Source organism: Streptomyces sp. NPDC051822 (genome assembly GCF_044452745.1).
Lineage (GTDB): Bacteria > Actinomycetota > Actinomycetes > Streptomycetales > Streptomycetaceae > Streptomyces.
The window spans coordinates 244,148-258,679 of record NZ_JBITBZ010000014.1 but is presented as its reverse complement, the minus strand read 5'-3'; the positions used below and the strand labels follow the sequence as shown (position 1 = coordinate 258,679).

The 14,532-nt window shown below is 73.0% G+C and carries 14 protein-coding genes; 7 read left to right on the top strand and 7 right to left on the bottom strand.

The genetic code is table 11. The annotated features are described in order from the left end of the window. A partial coding sequence (locus ACIA8N_RS33215; protein ID WP_399416858.1) for a flavin-containing monooxygenase occupies positions 1-1,282 on the top strand: 1,282 nt, incomplete at its 5' end. Next, positions 1,279-1,728, top strand: a complete 450-nt coding sequence (locus tag ACIA8N_RS33210) for a hypothetical protein (protein ID WP_365786384.1) — start codon at positions 1,279-1,281, stop codon at positions 1,726-1,728. The genes ACIA8N_RS33215 and ACIA8N_RS33210, both read left to right, overlap by 4 nt. Positions 1,729-1,839: 111 nt before the next feature. Here ACIA8N_RS33210 and ACIA8N_RS33205 read toward each other — a convergent pair whose 3' ends face one another. The 3 genes from ACIA8N_RS33205 to ACIA8N_RS33195 form a co-directional block, all read right to left on the bottom strand. Continuing rightward, positions 1,840-3,492 carry a long-chain fatty acid--CoA ligase gene (locus tag ACIA8N_RS33205; protein ID WP_365786386.1) on the bottom strand — a complete coding sequence of 551 codons (1,653 nt, stop codon included), beginning with the start codon at positions 3,490-3,492 and terminating at the stop codon, positions 1,840-1,842. 94 nt (positions 3,493-3,586) lie between these two features. Next, a complete protein-coding gene (locus ACIA8N_RS33200) occupies positions 3,587-4,117 on the bottom strand; it encodes a hypothetical protein (RefSeq protein WP_365786388.1) in 531 nt (176 codons plus the stop codon). Positions 4,118-4,244: 127 nt separating this feature from the next. Beyond that, on the bottom strand, positions 4,245-6,131 hold the full coding sequence (locus ACIA8N_RS33195; protein ID WP_365786390.1) for an AMP-binding protein: 1,887 nt from the start codon (positions 6,129-6,131) through the stop codon (positions 4,245-4,247). 188 nt (positions 6,132-6,319) lie between these two features. Between ACIA8N_RS33195 and ACIA8N_RS33190 the strand changes: the two genes are divergently transcribed. Further along, the gene (locus ACIA8N_RS33190; protein WP_365786392.1) at positions 6,320-6,991 is read left to right on the top strand and encodes a HEAT repeat domain-containing protein; all 672 of its coding nucleotides are present in this window, start codon (positions 6,320-6,322) and stop codon (positions 6,989-6,991) included. Positions 6,992-6,994: 3 nt separating this feature from the next. Next, positions 6,995-7,999, top strand: a complete 1,005-nt coding sequence (locus ACIA8N_RS33185; protein ID WP_365786394.1) for a MerR family transcriptional regulator — start codon at positions 6,995-6,997, stop codon at positions 7,997-7,999. Positions 8,000-8,018: 19 nt separating this feature from the next. Here the strand turns inward: ACIA8N_RS33185 and ACIA8N_RS33180 are convergent, their stop codons facing one another. The 3 genes from ACIA8N_RS33180 to ACIA8N_RS33170 form a co-directional block, all read right to left on the bottom strand. Next, complete coding sequence (locus tag ACIA8N_RS33180) at positions 8,019-9,122, bottom strand: ABC transporter substrate-binding protein (RefSeq protein WP_365786396.1); 1,104 nt, start codon at positions 9,120-9,122, stop codon at positions 8,019-8,021. A 10-nt stretch (positions 9,123-9,132) separates the two neighbouring features. After that, positions 9,133-9,519, bottom strand: a complete 387-nt coding sequence (locus tag ACIA8N_RS33175) for a VOC family protein (protein WP_030220466.1) — start codon at positions 9,517-9,519, stop codon at positions 9,133-9,135. A gap of 187 nt (positions 9,520-9,706) precedes the next feature. Next, the gene (locus ACIA8N_RS33170) at positions 9,707-10,273 is read right to left on the bottom strand and encodes a flavin reductase family protein (protein ID WP_365786471.1); all 567 of its coding nucleotides are present in this window, start codon (positions 10,271-10,273) and stop codon (positions 9,707-9,709) included. Positions 10,274-10,482: 209 nt separating this feature from the next. Between ACIA8N_RS33170 and ACIA8N_RS33165 the strand changes: the two genes are divergently transcribed. Continuing rightward, positions 10,483-11,304 carry an SGNH/GDSL hydrolase family protein gene (locus ACIA8N_RS33165; protein WP_365786398.1) on the top strand — a complete coding sequence of 274 codons (822 nt, stop codon included), beginning with the start codon at positions 10,483-10,485 and terminating at the stop codon, positions 11,302-11,304. A gap of 124 nt (positions 11,305-11,428) precedes the next feature. Next, positions 11,429-12,082, top strand: a complete 654-nt coding sequence (locus tag ACIA8N_RS33160; protein WP_365786400.1) for a methyltransferase domain-containing protein — start codon at positions 11,429-11,431, stop codon at positions 12,080-12,082. Here ACIA8N_RS33160 and ACIA8N_RS33155 read toward each other — a convergent pair. Further along, positions 12,079-12,792 (bottom strand): TetR/AcrR family transcriptional regulator, encoded by a 714-nt coding sequence (locus ACIA8N_RS33155; RefSeq protein ID WP_365786402.1) that lies wholly within the window; start codon positions 12,790-12,792, stop codon positions 12,079-12,081. The genes ACIA8N_RS33160 and ACIA8N_RS33155 overlap by 4 nt on opposite strands. A gap of 96 nt (positions 12,793-12,888) precedes the next feature. Here ACIA8N_RS33155 and ACIA8N_RS33150 point away from each other — a divergent pair, with 96 nt between their 5' ends. Further along, on the top strand, positions 12,889-14,523 hold the full coding sequence (locus tag ACIA8N_RS33150; RefSeq protein ID WP_365786473.1) for an amidohydrolase: 1,635 nt from the start codon (positions 12,889-12,891) through the stop codon (positions 14,521-14,523). Positions 14,524-14,532: the final 9 nt, after the last annotated feature.

The following is a 14,532-nucleotide window of genomic DNA, read 5'->3' as shown; positions in this document are numbered from 1 at the left end:
GAAACGGCGGCCGACGGGCGGGCTGCCGGCCACCGTGCCGGTCGCCGTCGTCGGAGCGGGTCAGTCCGGCCTCGCCGTCGGGTACCACCTGCGGCCGGCCCCGAGAAGCGAAGTGAGGACATTCTGTATGCGAACCGACCAGCGAACCGATCAGCCGACTGATCGGCCGACTGATCAGCCCGACCCGAAACGGCGGCCGACGGGCGGGCTGCCGGCCACCGTGCCGGTCGCCGTCGTCGGAGCGGGTCAGTCCGGCCTCGCCGTCGGGTACCACCTGCGGCAGGCCGGCGTGCCGTGCGTACTGCTCGACGCGGGGAGCGAGGTCGGCGAGACCTGGCAGCGGCGCTGGGACTCGCTGACGCTGTTCACGTCGGCGCAGTTCTCCGGCCTGCCGGGCCTGCCCTTCCCCGGCCACGGCGCGCACTACCCCGGCAAGGACGAGGTCGTGGCGTACCTGCGCGACTACGCCGAGCGGTTCGAGCTCCCGGTGCTCACCGACCATCCGGTCCTCTCGCTGCGCAGGGACGGTGACGGCTATCTGCTGTCGACGCCGCACGGTGACTGCCGGGCCGACCGGGTCGTGATCGCGACCGGGGCGTTCGGTACGCCCCGGATCCCGGATCTCGCCGCCGGGCTCAGCCCGGACGTACCCACCCTGCACACCAGCGAGTACCGGGGCCCCGCCCAGGTGGCGCAGGGCACGGTGGTGGTCGTCGGCGACGGCAACTCGGGCCGGCAGATCGCCGGGGAACTGGCCAGGACCCACGAGGTGGTGCTGAGTTGCAGCGAGGCGGTCTCACCGCCGCTGCCGCAGACCGTCGTCGGCCGGGACATGTTCTGGTGGATGAGCGTCCTCGGGGTGATGAGCCTGCCGGTGAACATGCAGGCTCCCGACCCCGTCGTCGGCGACCGGGTGCCCGAGCTCGTCGCGGAGGGCCGGATACGGACGGTGGGCCGGGTCACCGGCGCGGAGGGCGCCGAGCTGCTGGTCGCCGGCGGCGAGCGCGTCAAGCCGTCCACGGTGATCTGGGCGACCGGTTTCCGCACCGACTGGAGCTGGCTCGACCCGGAGATGCTCGACGAGGCCGGCGAGCCGCGGCAGACGGAGGGCATCGGGGCGGTGCCGGGCAGCTACTACCTGGGCCTGTACCGGATGCGTACCCGCGGCTCCGCGCTGATCGGCTTCGTCGGCCGGGACGCCGAACACGTCGCGGCGGCGATCACGACCGCCGCCCACGGAACCACGGCCGCATCCCCCGCGGCAGAAGGCGAGCCGTCATGACCACCGAGATCTCCACCCCCGCCGGATCCGTCGAACTCGACTTCCTGGGCGCCCTGTTGGCGTTCGACTTCATCGGGTTCGCGCAGAAGTCCGCCGCCCTCGACCCCGCCGACCCGCTCTACGGGCACGCGGTGGGCGTCGCCTTCGGGCTCGCGGCCCGGCGCCGCTTCCCGGAGGGCGCGACGCAGGAGGAGGTCGACGGCTACGTCGCGGACTTCCTCGGATCCCTGGAGGCCGGCGCGGAGGACTTCGACCCGGCGTTCCTCGCCCGCCTGATCACCGACGGTCTGGACGAGGGCACTGCGCCCGGCGGTGAGCACCCGGATCCGGAGACGACGATCCAGGCCCGTCTGGTGCTGACGCTCCGGCTGGTACGGGAACTGGGCCTCGGCCCCGAAGGGCAGCGGGAGCTGCTCGCGGAGGCGGCACGCCGTTCGGCGGCCTGAGGCGTACGGGAGGCGGCGCTCCGGGCGATCCGGGGCGCCGCCCCGCCGTTCAGCGCTAGGGGGTGTCTTGTCGGTCACGCCGCGAGCCCGGCCTGATCGGCAAGACACCCCCTACGGTTTCGTCCCGTCCGGACCACCCGGTTCCCGGACGTCCAGCGCTCCGTCCGCGTACAGCGTGCGCACCGCCCGCTTGTCGTACTTGCCGACGCTGGTCTTGGGCACCGCGTCCACGAACGACCACCGCTCCGGGATCCACCAGCGCGCCACCCGCCCGGTCAGGAACTCCCGCAGCTCGTCCCCGCCGGTCTCGGCGCCCGGCACCAGCGACACGCACGCCAGCGGGCGTTCCTCCCAGCGCGGGTCGGGTACGCCGACGACGACGGCTTCGAGGACCGCGGGGTGCTCGATGATCGCGTTCTCCAGCTCGATGGTGGAGATCCACTCGCCGCCGCTCTTGATGCCGTCCTTGAGGCGGTCGCTGACCACCACCCAGCCGCCCGGTTCGATGACTCCCAGGTCGCCGGTGCGCAGCCAGCCGTCGTGGAACTTCTCGGGCTGGTCCTCGGTGTCGTAGTACGAGCCGGTGACCCAGGGCCCGCGCAGTTCCAGCTCGCCCACCGAGGTTCCGTCCCAGGGCTGCTCGCTGCCGTCCTCCGCGATCAGCCGCACCTCCACGAAGGGCATCACCCGGCCGCTCTTGGCCAGCCAGCCGACCTCTTCCTCGTCAGGGGTGCCGTTCGGGGGGACCGCGAAGGTGGCCAGGGGGCTGGTCTCGGTCAGTCCCCAGCCCTGCTTGAGGCGGACCCCGTAGCGGTCCTTGAGCTCCTGGAGCAGGGCGCGCGGCGGGGTCGCGCCGCCGCAGCCCGCGAGCCGTACGCCGCCGAGGTCCAGGGGGTGCCGGGCGCCGTGGTGCACCAGGCTGTTCCAGATCGTGCAGATCGCCGCCACGGCGGTGGGGCGCTCCTCGTTGATGATCCGGGCCAGGTCCGGGGTGTGCAGCAGCCGCCCGTTCATGATCAGGTCGGAGCCCGCCAGCCAGGCGGCGTAGGGCCAGCCCCAGGCGTTGGCGTGGAACATCGGCACGATGGGCAGGACGCGGTCCCCCTCGTGCATCGCGAAGCCGGCACCGGTCGAGACGCCGAGGGTGTGCAGGGCGATGGAACGGTGGCTGTAGGCCACGCCCTTGGGGTCGCCTGTGGTGCCGGTGGTGTAGCAGAGCGCCGCCGCGTCCCGCTCGTCCAGGTCGGGCCAGACGAAGCCGGGCGGCTCGGCCGCCAGGATGTCGTCCCAGTGGTGCACGGCGATGTGGGCGGGCAGGTCGGTCTTCGGCGCGTCGCCGATGACGACCACGTGGCGTACGCCGCCCAGCCGTTTCCGCAGGGGGGTGAGCATGTCGAGGAGGGTCGCGTCGACCAGGAGGACGGCGTCCTCGGCGTGCTCGACGATGTATCCGAGCTGGTCGTGGTGGAGGCGCAGGTTGAGGGTGTGGAGCACCGCGCCCATGCTCGGGACGGCGAGATAGGCCACCAGATGTTCGGGGGTGTTCCAGGCCAGGGTGGCGACGCGCTCTCCGGGCTGTACGCCGAGCCGGGTCAGCGCCGCGGCGAGTTGCTCGGCCTGGCGGGCGATGTCGGCGAAGGTCTGTGCGGATCGCGGGGTCGGGCCGTCGGCGCAGCGCACCACCCGGCTGTTCCCGTAGACGCGTTGCCCGTGCGCGAGGATGTCGCGGACGAGCAGCTGACGGTCCTGCATCGTGCTCTTCATGGTGCGGCCCCTTGAGGTGCGCAGTCAGAAGGACGAAGCCGGCCCCGAAGGCGGGGCCGGCTCTGAGCGTGTCACGGTGCTGTCATCCGGTGGGTCAGCCCAGGTACTGGATCTCGCCGAGGAGCGAACTGCTGACGTGGCCGTGGTCCAGGAGGTTGACCCGGGCGTTCATCTTGCCGCTGCCGGTCGCGAACTCGTAGTTCCCGGCGCCACCGGTGATCTTGAACGTGCCAGTCGGGTACACCATGGTGTCCGACGTCACCGGCGCGGTGAGCTGGTAGCTGATGTTGAGCTTGTCACCGTCGGCCTCCGTTATGGACGCCGTCCCCTTGATGTCCCACTTGCCGGGGATGGTCCCCAAGCACGCCACTTCTGTCTGCGTCCAGGTGCCGCTGGCTATCGGCCTGCCGGTGGAGGTGCCCGACCCGGTCACGTTGTACCCGTTGCAGCCCACCGTGTCGGGGTGCGTGGTCGCGACCACCGCGAAGTTGTTGTTGACCTCGACCGACGGGTACCAGGTGTCGGCGGCGGAGACCGTGCGGTCGGTCTCGGCGGCGAACGTGGTGCCGGCCGTGCCGCCGATGATCAGGAGCGACGCCGCGACCGCGCCCGCGGTGCGCGCCAAGCCGCGATGGATGGATCTTCCCATGTTCTCCCCCGTATTGATGCAGAAGTCACTCAACGTGGCCTGGGTGTAGGCCTGTTGTGAACAGTTTCCCTGATCGATGGGCCCGCCGTCGAGACATTCGGCCTCACGCTTCGCGGGAACCCTCGTACATGGCTTCGATGGTCCCGGCGTACTCGCGCTCCACCGCGGGCCGCTTGACCTTGAGGCTCGGGGTGAGTTCGCCGTGTTCGACGTCGAGGTCGCGCGGCAGGACCGCGAACTTCTTGATGGTCTGCCAGCGCTGCAGATCACCGTTGACGCGCGCCACGAAGCCTTCGATCAGCGCGTGCGCCTCCGGCGAGGAGGCGACCTCGGCGTAGCTGCGGCCCCCGAGGCCCCGGGACTCCGCCCAGGGCATGATGACGCTCTCGTCGACCGTGATCAGGGCGGTGCAGTAGTTGCGGCCGTTGCCGATGACGACGATGTTGCTGGTGTACGGGCAGACGGCCTTGAAACGGCTCTCGATCTCCGTGGGTGCGACGTACTTGCCGCCCGACGTCTTGAACAGGTCCTTCTTGCGGTCGGTGATCCGGACGAAGCCGTCCGCGTCCACCTCGCCGATGTCGCCGGTGTGGAGCCAGCCGTCGCCGTCCAGCACCTCGGCGGTCTGTTCCGGAAGGTTGTGGTAGCCGCGCATGACACCGGGGCCCCTCAGGAGCAGCTCCCCGTCCTCGGCCACCCGCACCTCGGTGCCCGGCAGGGGGACGCCGACCGTACCCACCCGGTAGTCGTCGGCACGGTTGACGGTGCAACCGCCGCTGGTCTCCGTCAGGCCGTAGCCCTCCAGCACGGGTACGCCCGCGCCCGCGAAGAAGTAGCCGATCTCGGGGGCGAGGGCTGCGCTGCCCGAGGCGCTCCCGCGCAGTCGCCCTCCGAAGGCCGCCCGGATCCTGCCGTAGACCAGCCTGTCGGCGACGGCGTGCCGCACGGCGAGCCACGGGGGCACGGTGCTCCGCCCGGTCGCCGCCCTGCGTTCCTGACCGGTCCGCGCGTGGTCACGGGCGACCTTCGCCGCCCACAGGAAGATCTTGTACTTGACGCCGCCCTCGGCCCGCGCCCTGCCCGCGATGCCGTTGTAGACCTTCTCGAAGATCCGCGGCGCGGACGCCATGACGGTGGGACGGACGGCGGGCAGGTTGGCGACGATGCGGTCGATCCGCCCGTCCACGGCGATGACGTGACCGGTCCTCACCTGGCCGGCGATCAGGGCGTTGCCGAAGACGTGGGACAGCGGCAGCCACAGGAACTGCACGTCGTCGGGGCGCAGCAGCCCGCTCACCTCCTGGGCGACCCCCTGGTACGACCAGCAGTCGTGCACCAGGCGCACGCCCTTGGGGCGGCCGGTCGTGCCGGAGGTGTAGATCAGGGTGGCGAGCTGCTCGGGCCCGATGGCCCGGACCGCCGCGTCGACCGCGTCGGGACGCTCCCGCAGGTACGCCGTACCGCGCCGCTCCAGCTCAGCCAGGGTCAGCACGTCGAGCCCCTCGACCCGGGGCACGTCCCCCTCGGCGTCGAAGAGGATGGCGTGGTCGAGGCCGGGCAGCCGGTCCGTGTGGGTGACCACCTTGGCCAGCTGGACGGCGTCCTCGACGAAGACGGCCCGGCTGCCGGAGTCGGCGAGGATGTACGCCGTCTCGCCGGCGTCGGTACTCGGATAGACGGAGGTGGCGGCGGCTCCCGCGCACATCACGCCCAGATCGGCGAGGATCCACTCCACGCGGGTCGAGGAGGTGATGGCCACCCGTTCCTCGGGGCCCAGCCCGAGGGCGAGCAGGCCGGCCGCGATCGCCTTCACGCGCTCGGCGGCCCCGGACCACGTCAGGGACCGCCACACCTCGGTGCCGGGAGCGCCGGCGTCGGCCGCCACGGGATAGCGGTACGCCTCCCGGTCGGGGGTGGCCTCGACCCGGGAGAGGAAGAGATGCGCCATGGACGCCGGGCGGCTTTCGAGCGGGTGCGGTGCGGAACTCATGGCGACCTCCGGGCCGTACGCCCATCATCGTTTCGTTGACCGACAGGTGACTTGCGGGCAGGGGTGAGGCTAAGGGGAAACCCTTTCCCCCGTAAGGGGAGCGGTCGGGAATGCGACCTCGCGTGACGGTCCCGCTTGACCTTGACACGGTGACAAGGCCTTCACTGCTTGCCGAGGAGGTGGTCCCGATGACCATGAGGACACAGGACACGGATGTGGCACGAGCGCTCCAGGCCCTGGAGGACGGCAGTGCGTCCGTGCGGCTGCGGGCGGCTCTTGCGGTCGGTACGACGCCGGACCCGCGCTTCGTCGACAAGCTCGTCGAGCGGAGCGCGATCGAGCCCGAGTTCTTCGTCCGCGACATGCTGACCTGGGCGCTCACCCGGCACCCGGTGTCCATGACGCTCCCCGAGCTGCTCCGCGAGGTCCGCTCGGACCGTCCGCAGGCACGCAGCCAGGCGCTGCACACGCTGTCCAAGATCGGGGACCGGACCGCGTGGCCTGCGATCACCCGGGCGCTGCTGTCCGACGCCGACGACGAAGTGGCGCGGAGCGCCTGGCGGGCCGCCGTCCTGCTCGTACCGGAAGGCGAGGAGGCCTCGCTTGCCACGGTGCTCGCGACCCAGCTCGGGCGCGGCGAGCGGGAGACGCGGCTGAGTCTCAGCCGGGCGCTCGTCGCACTGGGCGACGCCGTCGTCCCCGCACTGCGTGCCGCGGCGACGGGCCCCGACCCGCGGGTGCGCACGCACGCGCTCGCCACCGAACAGCTGCTGAACGACCCCGACATGGGCTTCGAGTCCGCGATCGAGGAGGCGAAGCGCGTCGTGGCCCTCGGCGGGTCGGGGCAGGGGGGAGGATGAAGCGTGTTGATCGGTGAGGTGGCGCGGCGGTCCGGGGTCAGTGCCCGCATGCTCAGGCATTACGAGTCGCTCGGTCTGGTGCGGCCGTCGGGCCGTACGGGCTCGGGCTACCGGGAGTACGCCGGCGCGGACATCCGGCGGATCTTCCACATCGAGAGCCTGCGATCCCTGGGGCTCTCGCTGCGGGAGATCGGCCGCGCGCTCGACGATCCCGGCTTCACGCCCTCGGCGCTCGTCGCCGACCTCATCCGGCAGACCCGCGAACGCATCGCGGCCGAGACGGAGTTGCTCACCCGGCTGCGCCGGATCGACGCTGCGGACCCCACCGGCTGGGAGGACGTCCTGCAGGTCGTCTCGTTCCTCCACGCACTGCGCTCGACGAGCGCCGACGCGCGCCAGCGCGCCGCCCTCTCCTCGGTCGACGAGGTTCCGGTGCCGGTGGAGGCTCTGGCGGAGGCCGTACTGAGCGAGACGGACACGAACGTCGCCGGAGCGCTGCGGTGGGCCCTCGCGCGATCCGGCGAAGACGCCACGGCCCTGCTCGCCGAGGGCCTCGGCTCCCCGGTGGCGGCGGTGCGGCAGCGCGCCGTCGTGTCCCTCGCCGAGATGCCTGGCGACGAGGCCACCACCCGGCTGCGGGAGGCCCTCGCGCACCCCGACATCGTGGTCCGCGGGCACGCGGCGCTCGCGCTCGGAGCGCGGGGAGCGGCCGACGGGCTGCCGACGCTCGTCGACATGATCGTGGCCGGAAGGAACGACACCGACGCCGCCGACGCGCTGGCCTCGCTCGCGGGCGACCCGGCGACGGCGGAACTGATCGCCGCCCGGCTCGTCGGCCTCCTCGCCGAGGACACCACGGAGGCGCCCGCCCGCGTGCGGCTGACCCAGGCCCTGGCGGACATCCCGGGGAGCACCGCGTCGCAGGCCCTCGTGGAGCTGTCGCAGGACCCTGACCGTGCCGTCGCGGTGACCGCCGTCTATCTCGTTCGGCTGCGCGGGGCACGGTGACGGAGCGGCACCCGCCCGCTCAGCCCGTGTGGAGCGTCCGGAAGCGATCGGGGTCCGCGGGGTCGCGGTCCACGACGTGGACCGGCGCCCACGCCCACTGCCACACGCTGATGCCCGGCGTGCGGGAGAACCGGATCTGCCCGCGGGTGCCTTCCACCGCGACGCCCGGCCAGGACACGGCGGTGCCCGCCCCGCGCGCACGCAGAACGTCGGCGAGGACGACGACCGTGTCGTACCCCTCGAAGGCGACGAACGACGGCGCCTCGCCCAGCCTCTCGCGCAGGACCGTCTCGACGCGTGCGCCGAGTGGTCCGAGGCGCTCGGGCCGGTAGCACAGGAACGGGATCGCGGCGCCGTCGCCACCCAGCGCCGCCGCCCATTCGTGGAACTCCGGCTGCCCGGCCGGAGCGCCGATCAGGACGTCGGCGAGTCGCCGGTCGTGGCGGACGGCCTGGACGACCGGTACGGCGGGCTCCGGGTGGCCGACCAGCAGCAGGAGGACCGTCGCGCGGTGGTCGACGAGTGCGTCGCACACGCCCGCGGGGGTGAGCGCGCGCATGTCGAGTGCGACGACGGTGCCGCCGCGTGGGGCGAGGTGGTCCCGCAGGATCCGGGTCCCGGACGCCCAGTAGACGCTGGGATCGGCCGCCACGGCGACGCGCCGGTGACCCGCGCCGAGGAGGAAGTCCGCGTAGATGCGCCAGCCGTGGGACTGCGCCGGCGCGATGCGCGCGACCTGGTCCGTCGGCTCGTCGGTGAGCGCGTCGAGGACCGCCGACGAGCAGAGGTACGGCAGCCCGAGGGCGTCGGCCCTGGCGGCGACGGCACGGGCGACGACGCTGTGGTACTCCCCCGCCACGGCGGCGACGCCCAGGCGGGCCAGTTCGTCCACGGCCGCCGCGGCCTTCTCCGGATCGGCCGCGGTGTCCCGTACGACCAGGCCGAGGGGGCTTCCGGCGATCCCGCCGGCGTCGTTGACCTCGCGAACGGCCAGTTCGAGGCCGGCCAGCAGATGCCGGCCGGCCTCCGCCCAGCCGGGCTGGGTCAGCGGAACGAGGGCGCCGATCCGGACGGCCGACGCCTCGGCCCGCTCCGCTTCACCCGGTGAGGACGGCGTGCGCACGCGTCTTCCCTCAGGCCTCGGCGTCCTGCGGGTACCAGCGCAGCTCGACGGTGTTGCCGTCGGGGTCCTTGACGTAGACCGACTGCGCCGAGCCCCGGGCGCCCCAGCGCGGTACGGGGCCCTCGACGACGTCGAACGTCCCGGAGGCGATGACCTCCTGCCAGTCCAGGGGGTCGACGACGAGGCAGATGTGGTCGACGTTCGACTCGCCGCGCGGGCGGGAGAAGAGGTCGATGACGGTGCTCTCGTCGATGCGCACCGACGGGAAGGGGACCTTGCCGGCCCGCCACTCCTCGACGCGCTCGGGCGCCAGGCCGAGGGGGCCCGTGTAGAAGGCGAGCGCCCTGTCGACGTCGGTGACGTTCAGCACCAGGTGGTCGAAGGCGGTGACGCGCATGCTGGGTCCTCCAGGGTTCTCGGATACGCGGCCTCGGAGACCGCCGCGGCCATTCTGACCTGCGGGGCTGACACCGGGTCAAGCGGGTTCTCCACCCGGGTGGGGAGGGGGAGTTCGGCCCGGGGCCGTACCGGGACCCGCTTGAGCGGTGCGCGCCGATCCGGCGCGTCGCGGGAGCGGGCCGACGCTACGCCAGGCGGCGGTACCCGCCCCGGAAGTAGGTGAGTGACCGGCCGTCCTGCGAGGGCAGTCCCGCCGTCAGGACGCGGCCGATCACGAGCGTGTGGTCGCCGGCCACGACACGGCTCTCCGTGCGGCACTCCAGGGTGGCGAGCGCCCCGCCCATCAGCGGCGCCCCGCTCTCCTCGCCCCGCGTGTACGGGAGGTCGGCGAAGAGGAGCCGGTCGGAGACGCGGCCCTTCGTCGCGAAGCGGCCCGCGACGTGCCACTGGCTCTCGGCGAGGACCGAGATCCCCCAGACCGGGAGCTCGGCGAGCAGGCCGTCCATGCGGGAGCCGGTGCGGAGGCTGACCAGGACGAGCGGCGGGTCGAGGGAGACCGACAGGAAGGAGGTGGCCGTCATGCCGACGTCCTCGCCGTCCCGGCCGTCCGGGCCGCCGGTGGGGTTGTGCGCGGTCACCAGGACCACGCCCGCCGCGAGGCGGGACATCGCCGCCCGGAACTCGTCGGGGCTCACCCCCTCGCCACGGGGGACGGCGAGGTCGGTGACGGAGGGCGCGGTGGGGGTCTTCATCAGCACGCTCGCACGCTAGCCCGAGGCCCGCAGGGCCCGCATCGGGCCCATGGCCCAGGAGGCCTCCCACGACAGACCTAGGTCTTTCGCCCCGGGCCCCCACACCACCACGCCTTGCACAATTAGTTGATTAGGTGCATGGGGGGCTAGGGTCGTGCCCGCAGTCGTCGTCCCCCGTCCTCGGCATCCAGCGAAACAGAGGCCATGCCATGCCCGGCGCACAGGTTTCCTTCTCACGGTTCGTGGCCCTCGGCGACAGCCAGACCGAAGGCGTGGGCGACGGCGACGACGTGACGGGACTCCGCGGCTGGGCCGACCGCCTCGCCGAACACCTGGCCCGCCACAACCCCGGCCTGCGGTACGCCAATCTCGCCGTCCGGGGCCGCCTGGCCGGGCAGGTGCACGCCGGGCAGCTCGGTCCCGCGCTCGCCCTGCGGCCGGACCTGGCGACGGTGGTGGCCGGCGTCAACGACGTGCTGCGGCCCCGCTTCGACGCCGACGAGGTCGCCGGGCACCTGGAGGCGATGTTCGCCGCGCTCACCGCTCAGGGCACGCGCGTCGCCACCCTCACCTTCCCGGACGTCGCCCGCATCACCCCGCTGGCCCGGCCGGTCAGCCACCGCGTCACCGCCCTCAACGAGCGCATCCGCGAGGCCGCGCACCGGCACGGCGTCGTCGTCGCCGAGACCGGCCACCACGCGGTCGTCACCGATCCCCGCCTGTGGAGCGCCGACCGCCTGCACGCCGGTCCCCTCGGCCACGAGCGCATCGCCGCCGCCGTCGCCCAGGCCCTCGCGCTGCCCGGCAGCGACGACGCCTGGACCCGTCCCCTGCCCACCCCCGCGCCGCCGCGGCCCGTCGGCCTGCGAGCCGGCGCCGTCGAACTGCGCTGGGCCGCCGACTTCCTCCGGCCCTGGATCGCCCGCCGTCTGCGCGGCCACTCCTCGGGCGACGACCGGACCGCCAAGCGCCCGGACCTCGTACCCCTGGAGCTCACACCCCTGGACCGGGAGCCCGCACAGGAGGCGTGACCCCGGCGGGTTCCCACCGCGCCACGACTCCCTCGAAGCGCCCGGCTCTTGGCATGCTGAGGGCCGACGGCCCCGACCGCCGGTGTCGGTGGCCGTAGCTTCACCCGGACGAGGAGGGTGCACAGTGAGCGGGAACCCACAGCCCGGAGGAGAGTCCGCCGCGGCGGTCTTCGACGAGGTCGGCGCGCGCTACGAGGAGGTGTTCGCGGACATCCCCGGCCAGCTCGCCGCCCTCGACTGGCTCAAGCAGCGCCTCGCGCCCCGTGCGCGCGTCCTCGACGTGGGCAGCGGTACGGGACGCCCGACGGCCGAGGTCCTGACGCGGGCCGGCTTCGGGGTCACCGGGATCGACGTGTCGGGCGAGATGGTACGGCTGGCCGGCGAGCGGGTGCCGGGCGCCGCCTTCGAGCAGGCCGACGTGCGGACCTACCGGCCCCCCGCCGGGGGGTACGACGCGGTGTGCGCCTTCTTCCCGCTGCTCGTGATGGACCAGCCCGACGTCGCGGACTCGCTGGCGCGGATGGCCTCCTGGGTCGCGCCCGGCGGATCGTTCGTCATGGCCACCGTCCCGGGTGACATCCGGCTCCTCGGCATCGAGTGGATGGGGCACGAGGTCAGGGTGAGCAGCCTGGCGACCGAGGACCAGCTGCGCGTCCTCGGAGACGCGGGACTGGAAGTGGTCCACCACTCCACCGCCCTGTACCGGCCGCACGGGCCGGGAGCGGAACCCGAGCAGCACCTGTACGTGCACGCCCACCGCCCGCTCGCGGCTGCCTAGGAACCCTGGCCCTCCCTCGGCCGGAGCGCCTCCACCGCGCTGAGCATCAGTTCCAGGGCGAAGGGATAGCCGCTGTCGCTCATGTCGGCGGCGAGCAGGGGGAAGGTCGCGGCGATGTGCGGATGGGTGTCGGCGGGCAGCTTGCCGTACACCGCGTGCCAGACCGCCGCCTCCTTCTCCCGGGCGGCTGCCGGGAGGGAGAGCGCGGCGGCGTCCTGGGCGGCGAAGGCGAGGGCCTGGTCGACGAAGGCGTGGTAGATCCGCACGGCGAGCGCGTCGGGGAAGCCGGCGGTACGGAGGATGCCGAGGATCCGCTCGACGGCCCGGGTCTCGTGGAGGCGCCCTGTCGTGCGGTACGCCCCGAGGACCGCGGCCTGCGGATGGGAGAGGTAGCAGGCGTGGATCCGCAGCCCCATCGAGCGGAGGTCCTCGCGCCAGTCGCCCGTCGCCGTCCAGCCGTCCTGCGCCCGGCCGATCAGCTCGTCCGCGATCGCGAGGAGGAGGGCGTCCGTGTTGCGGAAGTAGCGGTAGAGCGCGCTCGGGTCCGCGCCGAGGGCGGCGCCGAGCCTCCGTACCGACAGGGCGTCGGCGCCGTGCTGGGCGACCAGACGGAGCGCCGTGTCGACGATCAGCTGTTCCGAGAGCACGGCGCCCTGTTTGGTGGGGCGGCGTCGCTGCCGGCTTCCTTCGGGTACCACGCGCTCGGACATGGCCGGGACCTTACGTCAACACCATTGACGTGTAAACGGCCTTGCCGCTTCCATAGCGCCCAGCCACCCCGCCGCCTCACGCTCTGGAGCATGCGCATGACCAAGGCCGATCTGGTCTTCACCCGCGGTCCCGTCTTCACGGTGGACCCGGCCCGTACCCGGGCGAGCTCACTCGCCGTCGTCGGCGACCGGATCGCCGCCGTCGGCCACGACGAGGTCCGCGCGCTCATCGGCCCGGACACCGAGGTCGTCGACCTGACGGGGAAGCTGCTGATCCCCGGCTTCCAGGACGCCCACGTCCACGCGGTGTTCGCCGGGGCTGAGCTGGCCCAGTGCGACCTGTCGGGGACCGTCAGCGTCGACGAGTACCTCCGTCTGGTCCGCGCTTACGCGGACGCCCACCCGGACCGGGAGTGGATCTCCGGCGGCGGCTGGTCGATGGAGAGCTTCGAGGGGGGCCTGCCGACCCGGCAACTGCTCGACTCGATCGTGCCGGACCGGCCGGTCCTGCTGGTGAACCGTGACCACCACGGCGCCTGGGCCAACACGCGGGCGCTCGAACTCGCGGGGATCACCGCCGACACCCCCGACCCCGCCGACGGCCGCATCGAGCGGGAGGCGGACGGCAGCCCCAGCGGCATGCTCCAGGAGGGCGCCTCCGGCCTCGTCGGCCACCTGGTGCCGCCGAGTTCGGACGCGGACCGCCTCGCCGGGCTCCACCGCGCCCAGTCGCTGCTGCACTCCCTCGGCGTCACCGGCTGGCAGGACGCGATGCTCGGCGAGTTCCACGGGCAGCCCGACCCCTCGGACGCCTATCTGACGGCCGCGCTCGACGGCACGCTCACCGCCCGGGTGACCGGGGCCCTCTGGTGGGACCGTGAGCGCGGCGCCGAGCAGATCCCGGAGCTTCTCGCTCGGCGCGAGAAGCTGAACGCCGGCCGGTTCCGCGCGACCTCCGTGAAGATCATGCAGGACGGCGTAGCGGAGAACTTCACCGCCGCGATGACCGCCCCGTACCTGGACGGCTGCGGCTGCGCCACCGCCAACTCCGGTCTGAGCTTCGTCGATCCGCAGGCGCTGCGCGGGTACGTGACCGAGCTGGACGCCCTGGACTTCCAGGTCCACTTCCACGCCCTGGGCGACCGGGCCGTACGGGAGGCGCTCGACGCGATCGAGGCCGCGGTCGGCGTCAACGGCCGTCGCGGCAACCGCCATCACCTCGCCCACCTCCAGGTCGTCCACCCCGACGACCTGGCCCGCTTCGCCGCGCTCGGCGCCATCGCGAACATCCAGCCCCTGTGGGCGGCCCACGAGCCGCAGATGGACGAGCTGACGATCCCGTTCCTGGGCACGGAGCGTTCCGCCTGGCAGTACCCCTTCGGCGACCTCGTCCGCGCCGGGGCCACGCTCGCGGCCGGCAGCGACTGGCCCGTCAGCAGCCCCGACCCGATCGCGGGCATCCACGTGGCCGTGAACCGCCGGGATCCGCAGTCCGCCGACGGGCCGGTCTTCTACCCCGAGCAGCGGCTCGACCTGCCGACCGCGCTGGCCGCCTACACCGCCGGCACCGCCCACGTGAACGGTCACGACGACGCGGGCAGCCTGCGCCCCGGGAACCTCGCCGACCTCGTGGTCCTGGACCGCGACATCCTGACGGCCCCGCCGGAGGAGATCGGGCAGGCCCGCGTGGAGCGGACCTACGTCGGCGGCAAGCTCGTCCACGCGGTCTGACGCGGCCCG

Coding starts and splice junctions, on each gene's coding strand:
- ACIA8N_RS33210 (WP_365786384.1), top strand. CDS start 1,279: ATGACCACCGAGATCTCCACCCCCGCCGGATCCGTCGAACTCGACTTC.
- ACIA8N_RS33205 (WP_365786386.1), bottom strand. CDS start 3,492: ATGAAGAGCACGATGCAGGACCGTCAGCTGCTCGTCCGCGACATCCTC.
- ACIA8N_RS33195 (WP_365786390.1), bottom strand. CDS start 6,131: ATGAGTTCCGCACCGCACCCGCTCGAAAGCCGCCCGGCGTCCATGGCG.
- ACIA8N_RS33190 (WP_365786392.1), top strand. CDS start 6,320: ATGACCATGAGGACACAGGACACGGATGTGGCACGAGCGCTCCAGGCC.
- ACIA8N_RS33175 (WP_030220466.1), bottom strand. CDS start 9,519: ATGCGCGTCACCGCCTTCGACCACCTGGTGCTGAACGTCACCGACGTC.
- ACIA8N_RS33170 (WP_365786471.1), bottom strand. CDS start 10,273: ATGAAGACCCCCACCGCGCCCTCCGTCACCGACCTCGCCGTCCCCCGT.
- ACIA8N_RS33165 (WP_365786398.1), top strand. CDS start 10,483: ATGCCCGGCGCACAGGTTTCCTTCTCACGGTTCGTGGCCCTCGGCGAC.
- ACIA8N_RS33155 (WP_365786402.1), bottom strand. CDS start 12,792: ATGTCCGAGCGCGTGGTACCCGAAGGAAGCCGGCAGCGACGCCGCCCC.
- ACIA8N_RS33150 (WP_365786473.1), top strand. CDS start 12,889: ATGACCAAGGCCGATCTGGTCTTCACCCGCGGTCCCGTCTTCACGGTG.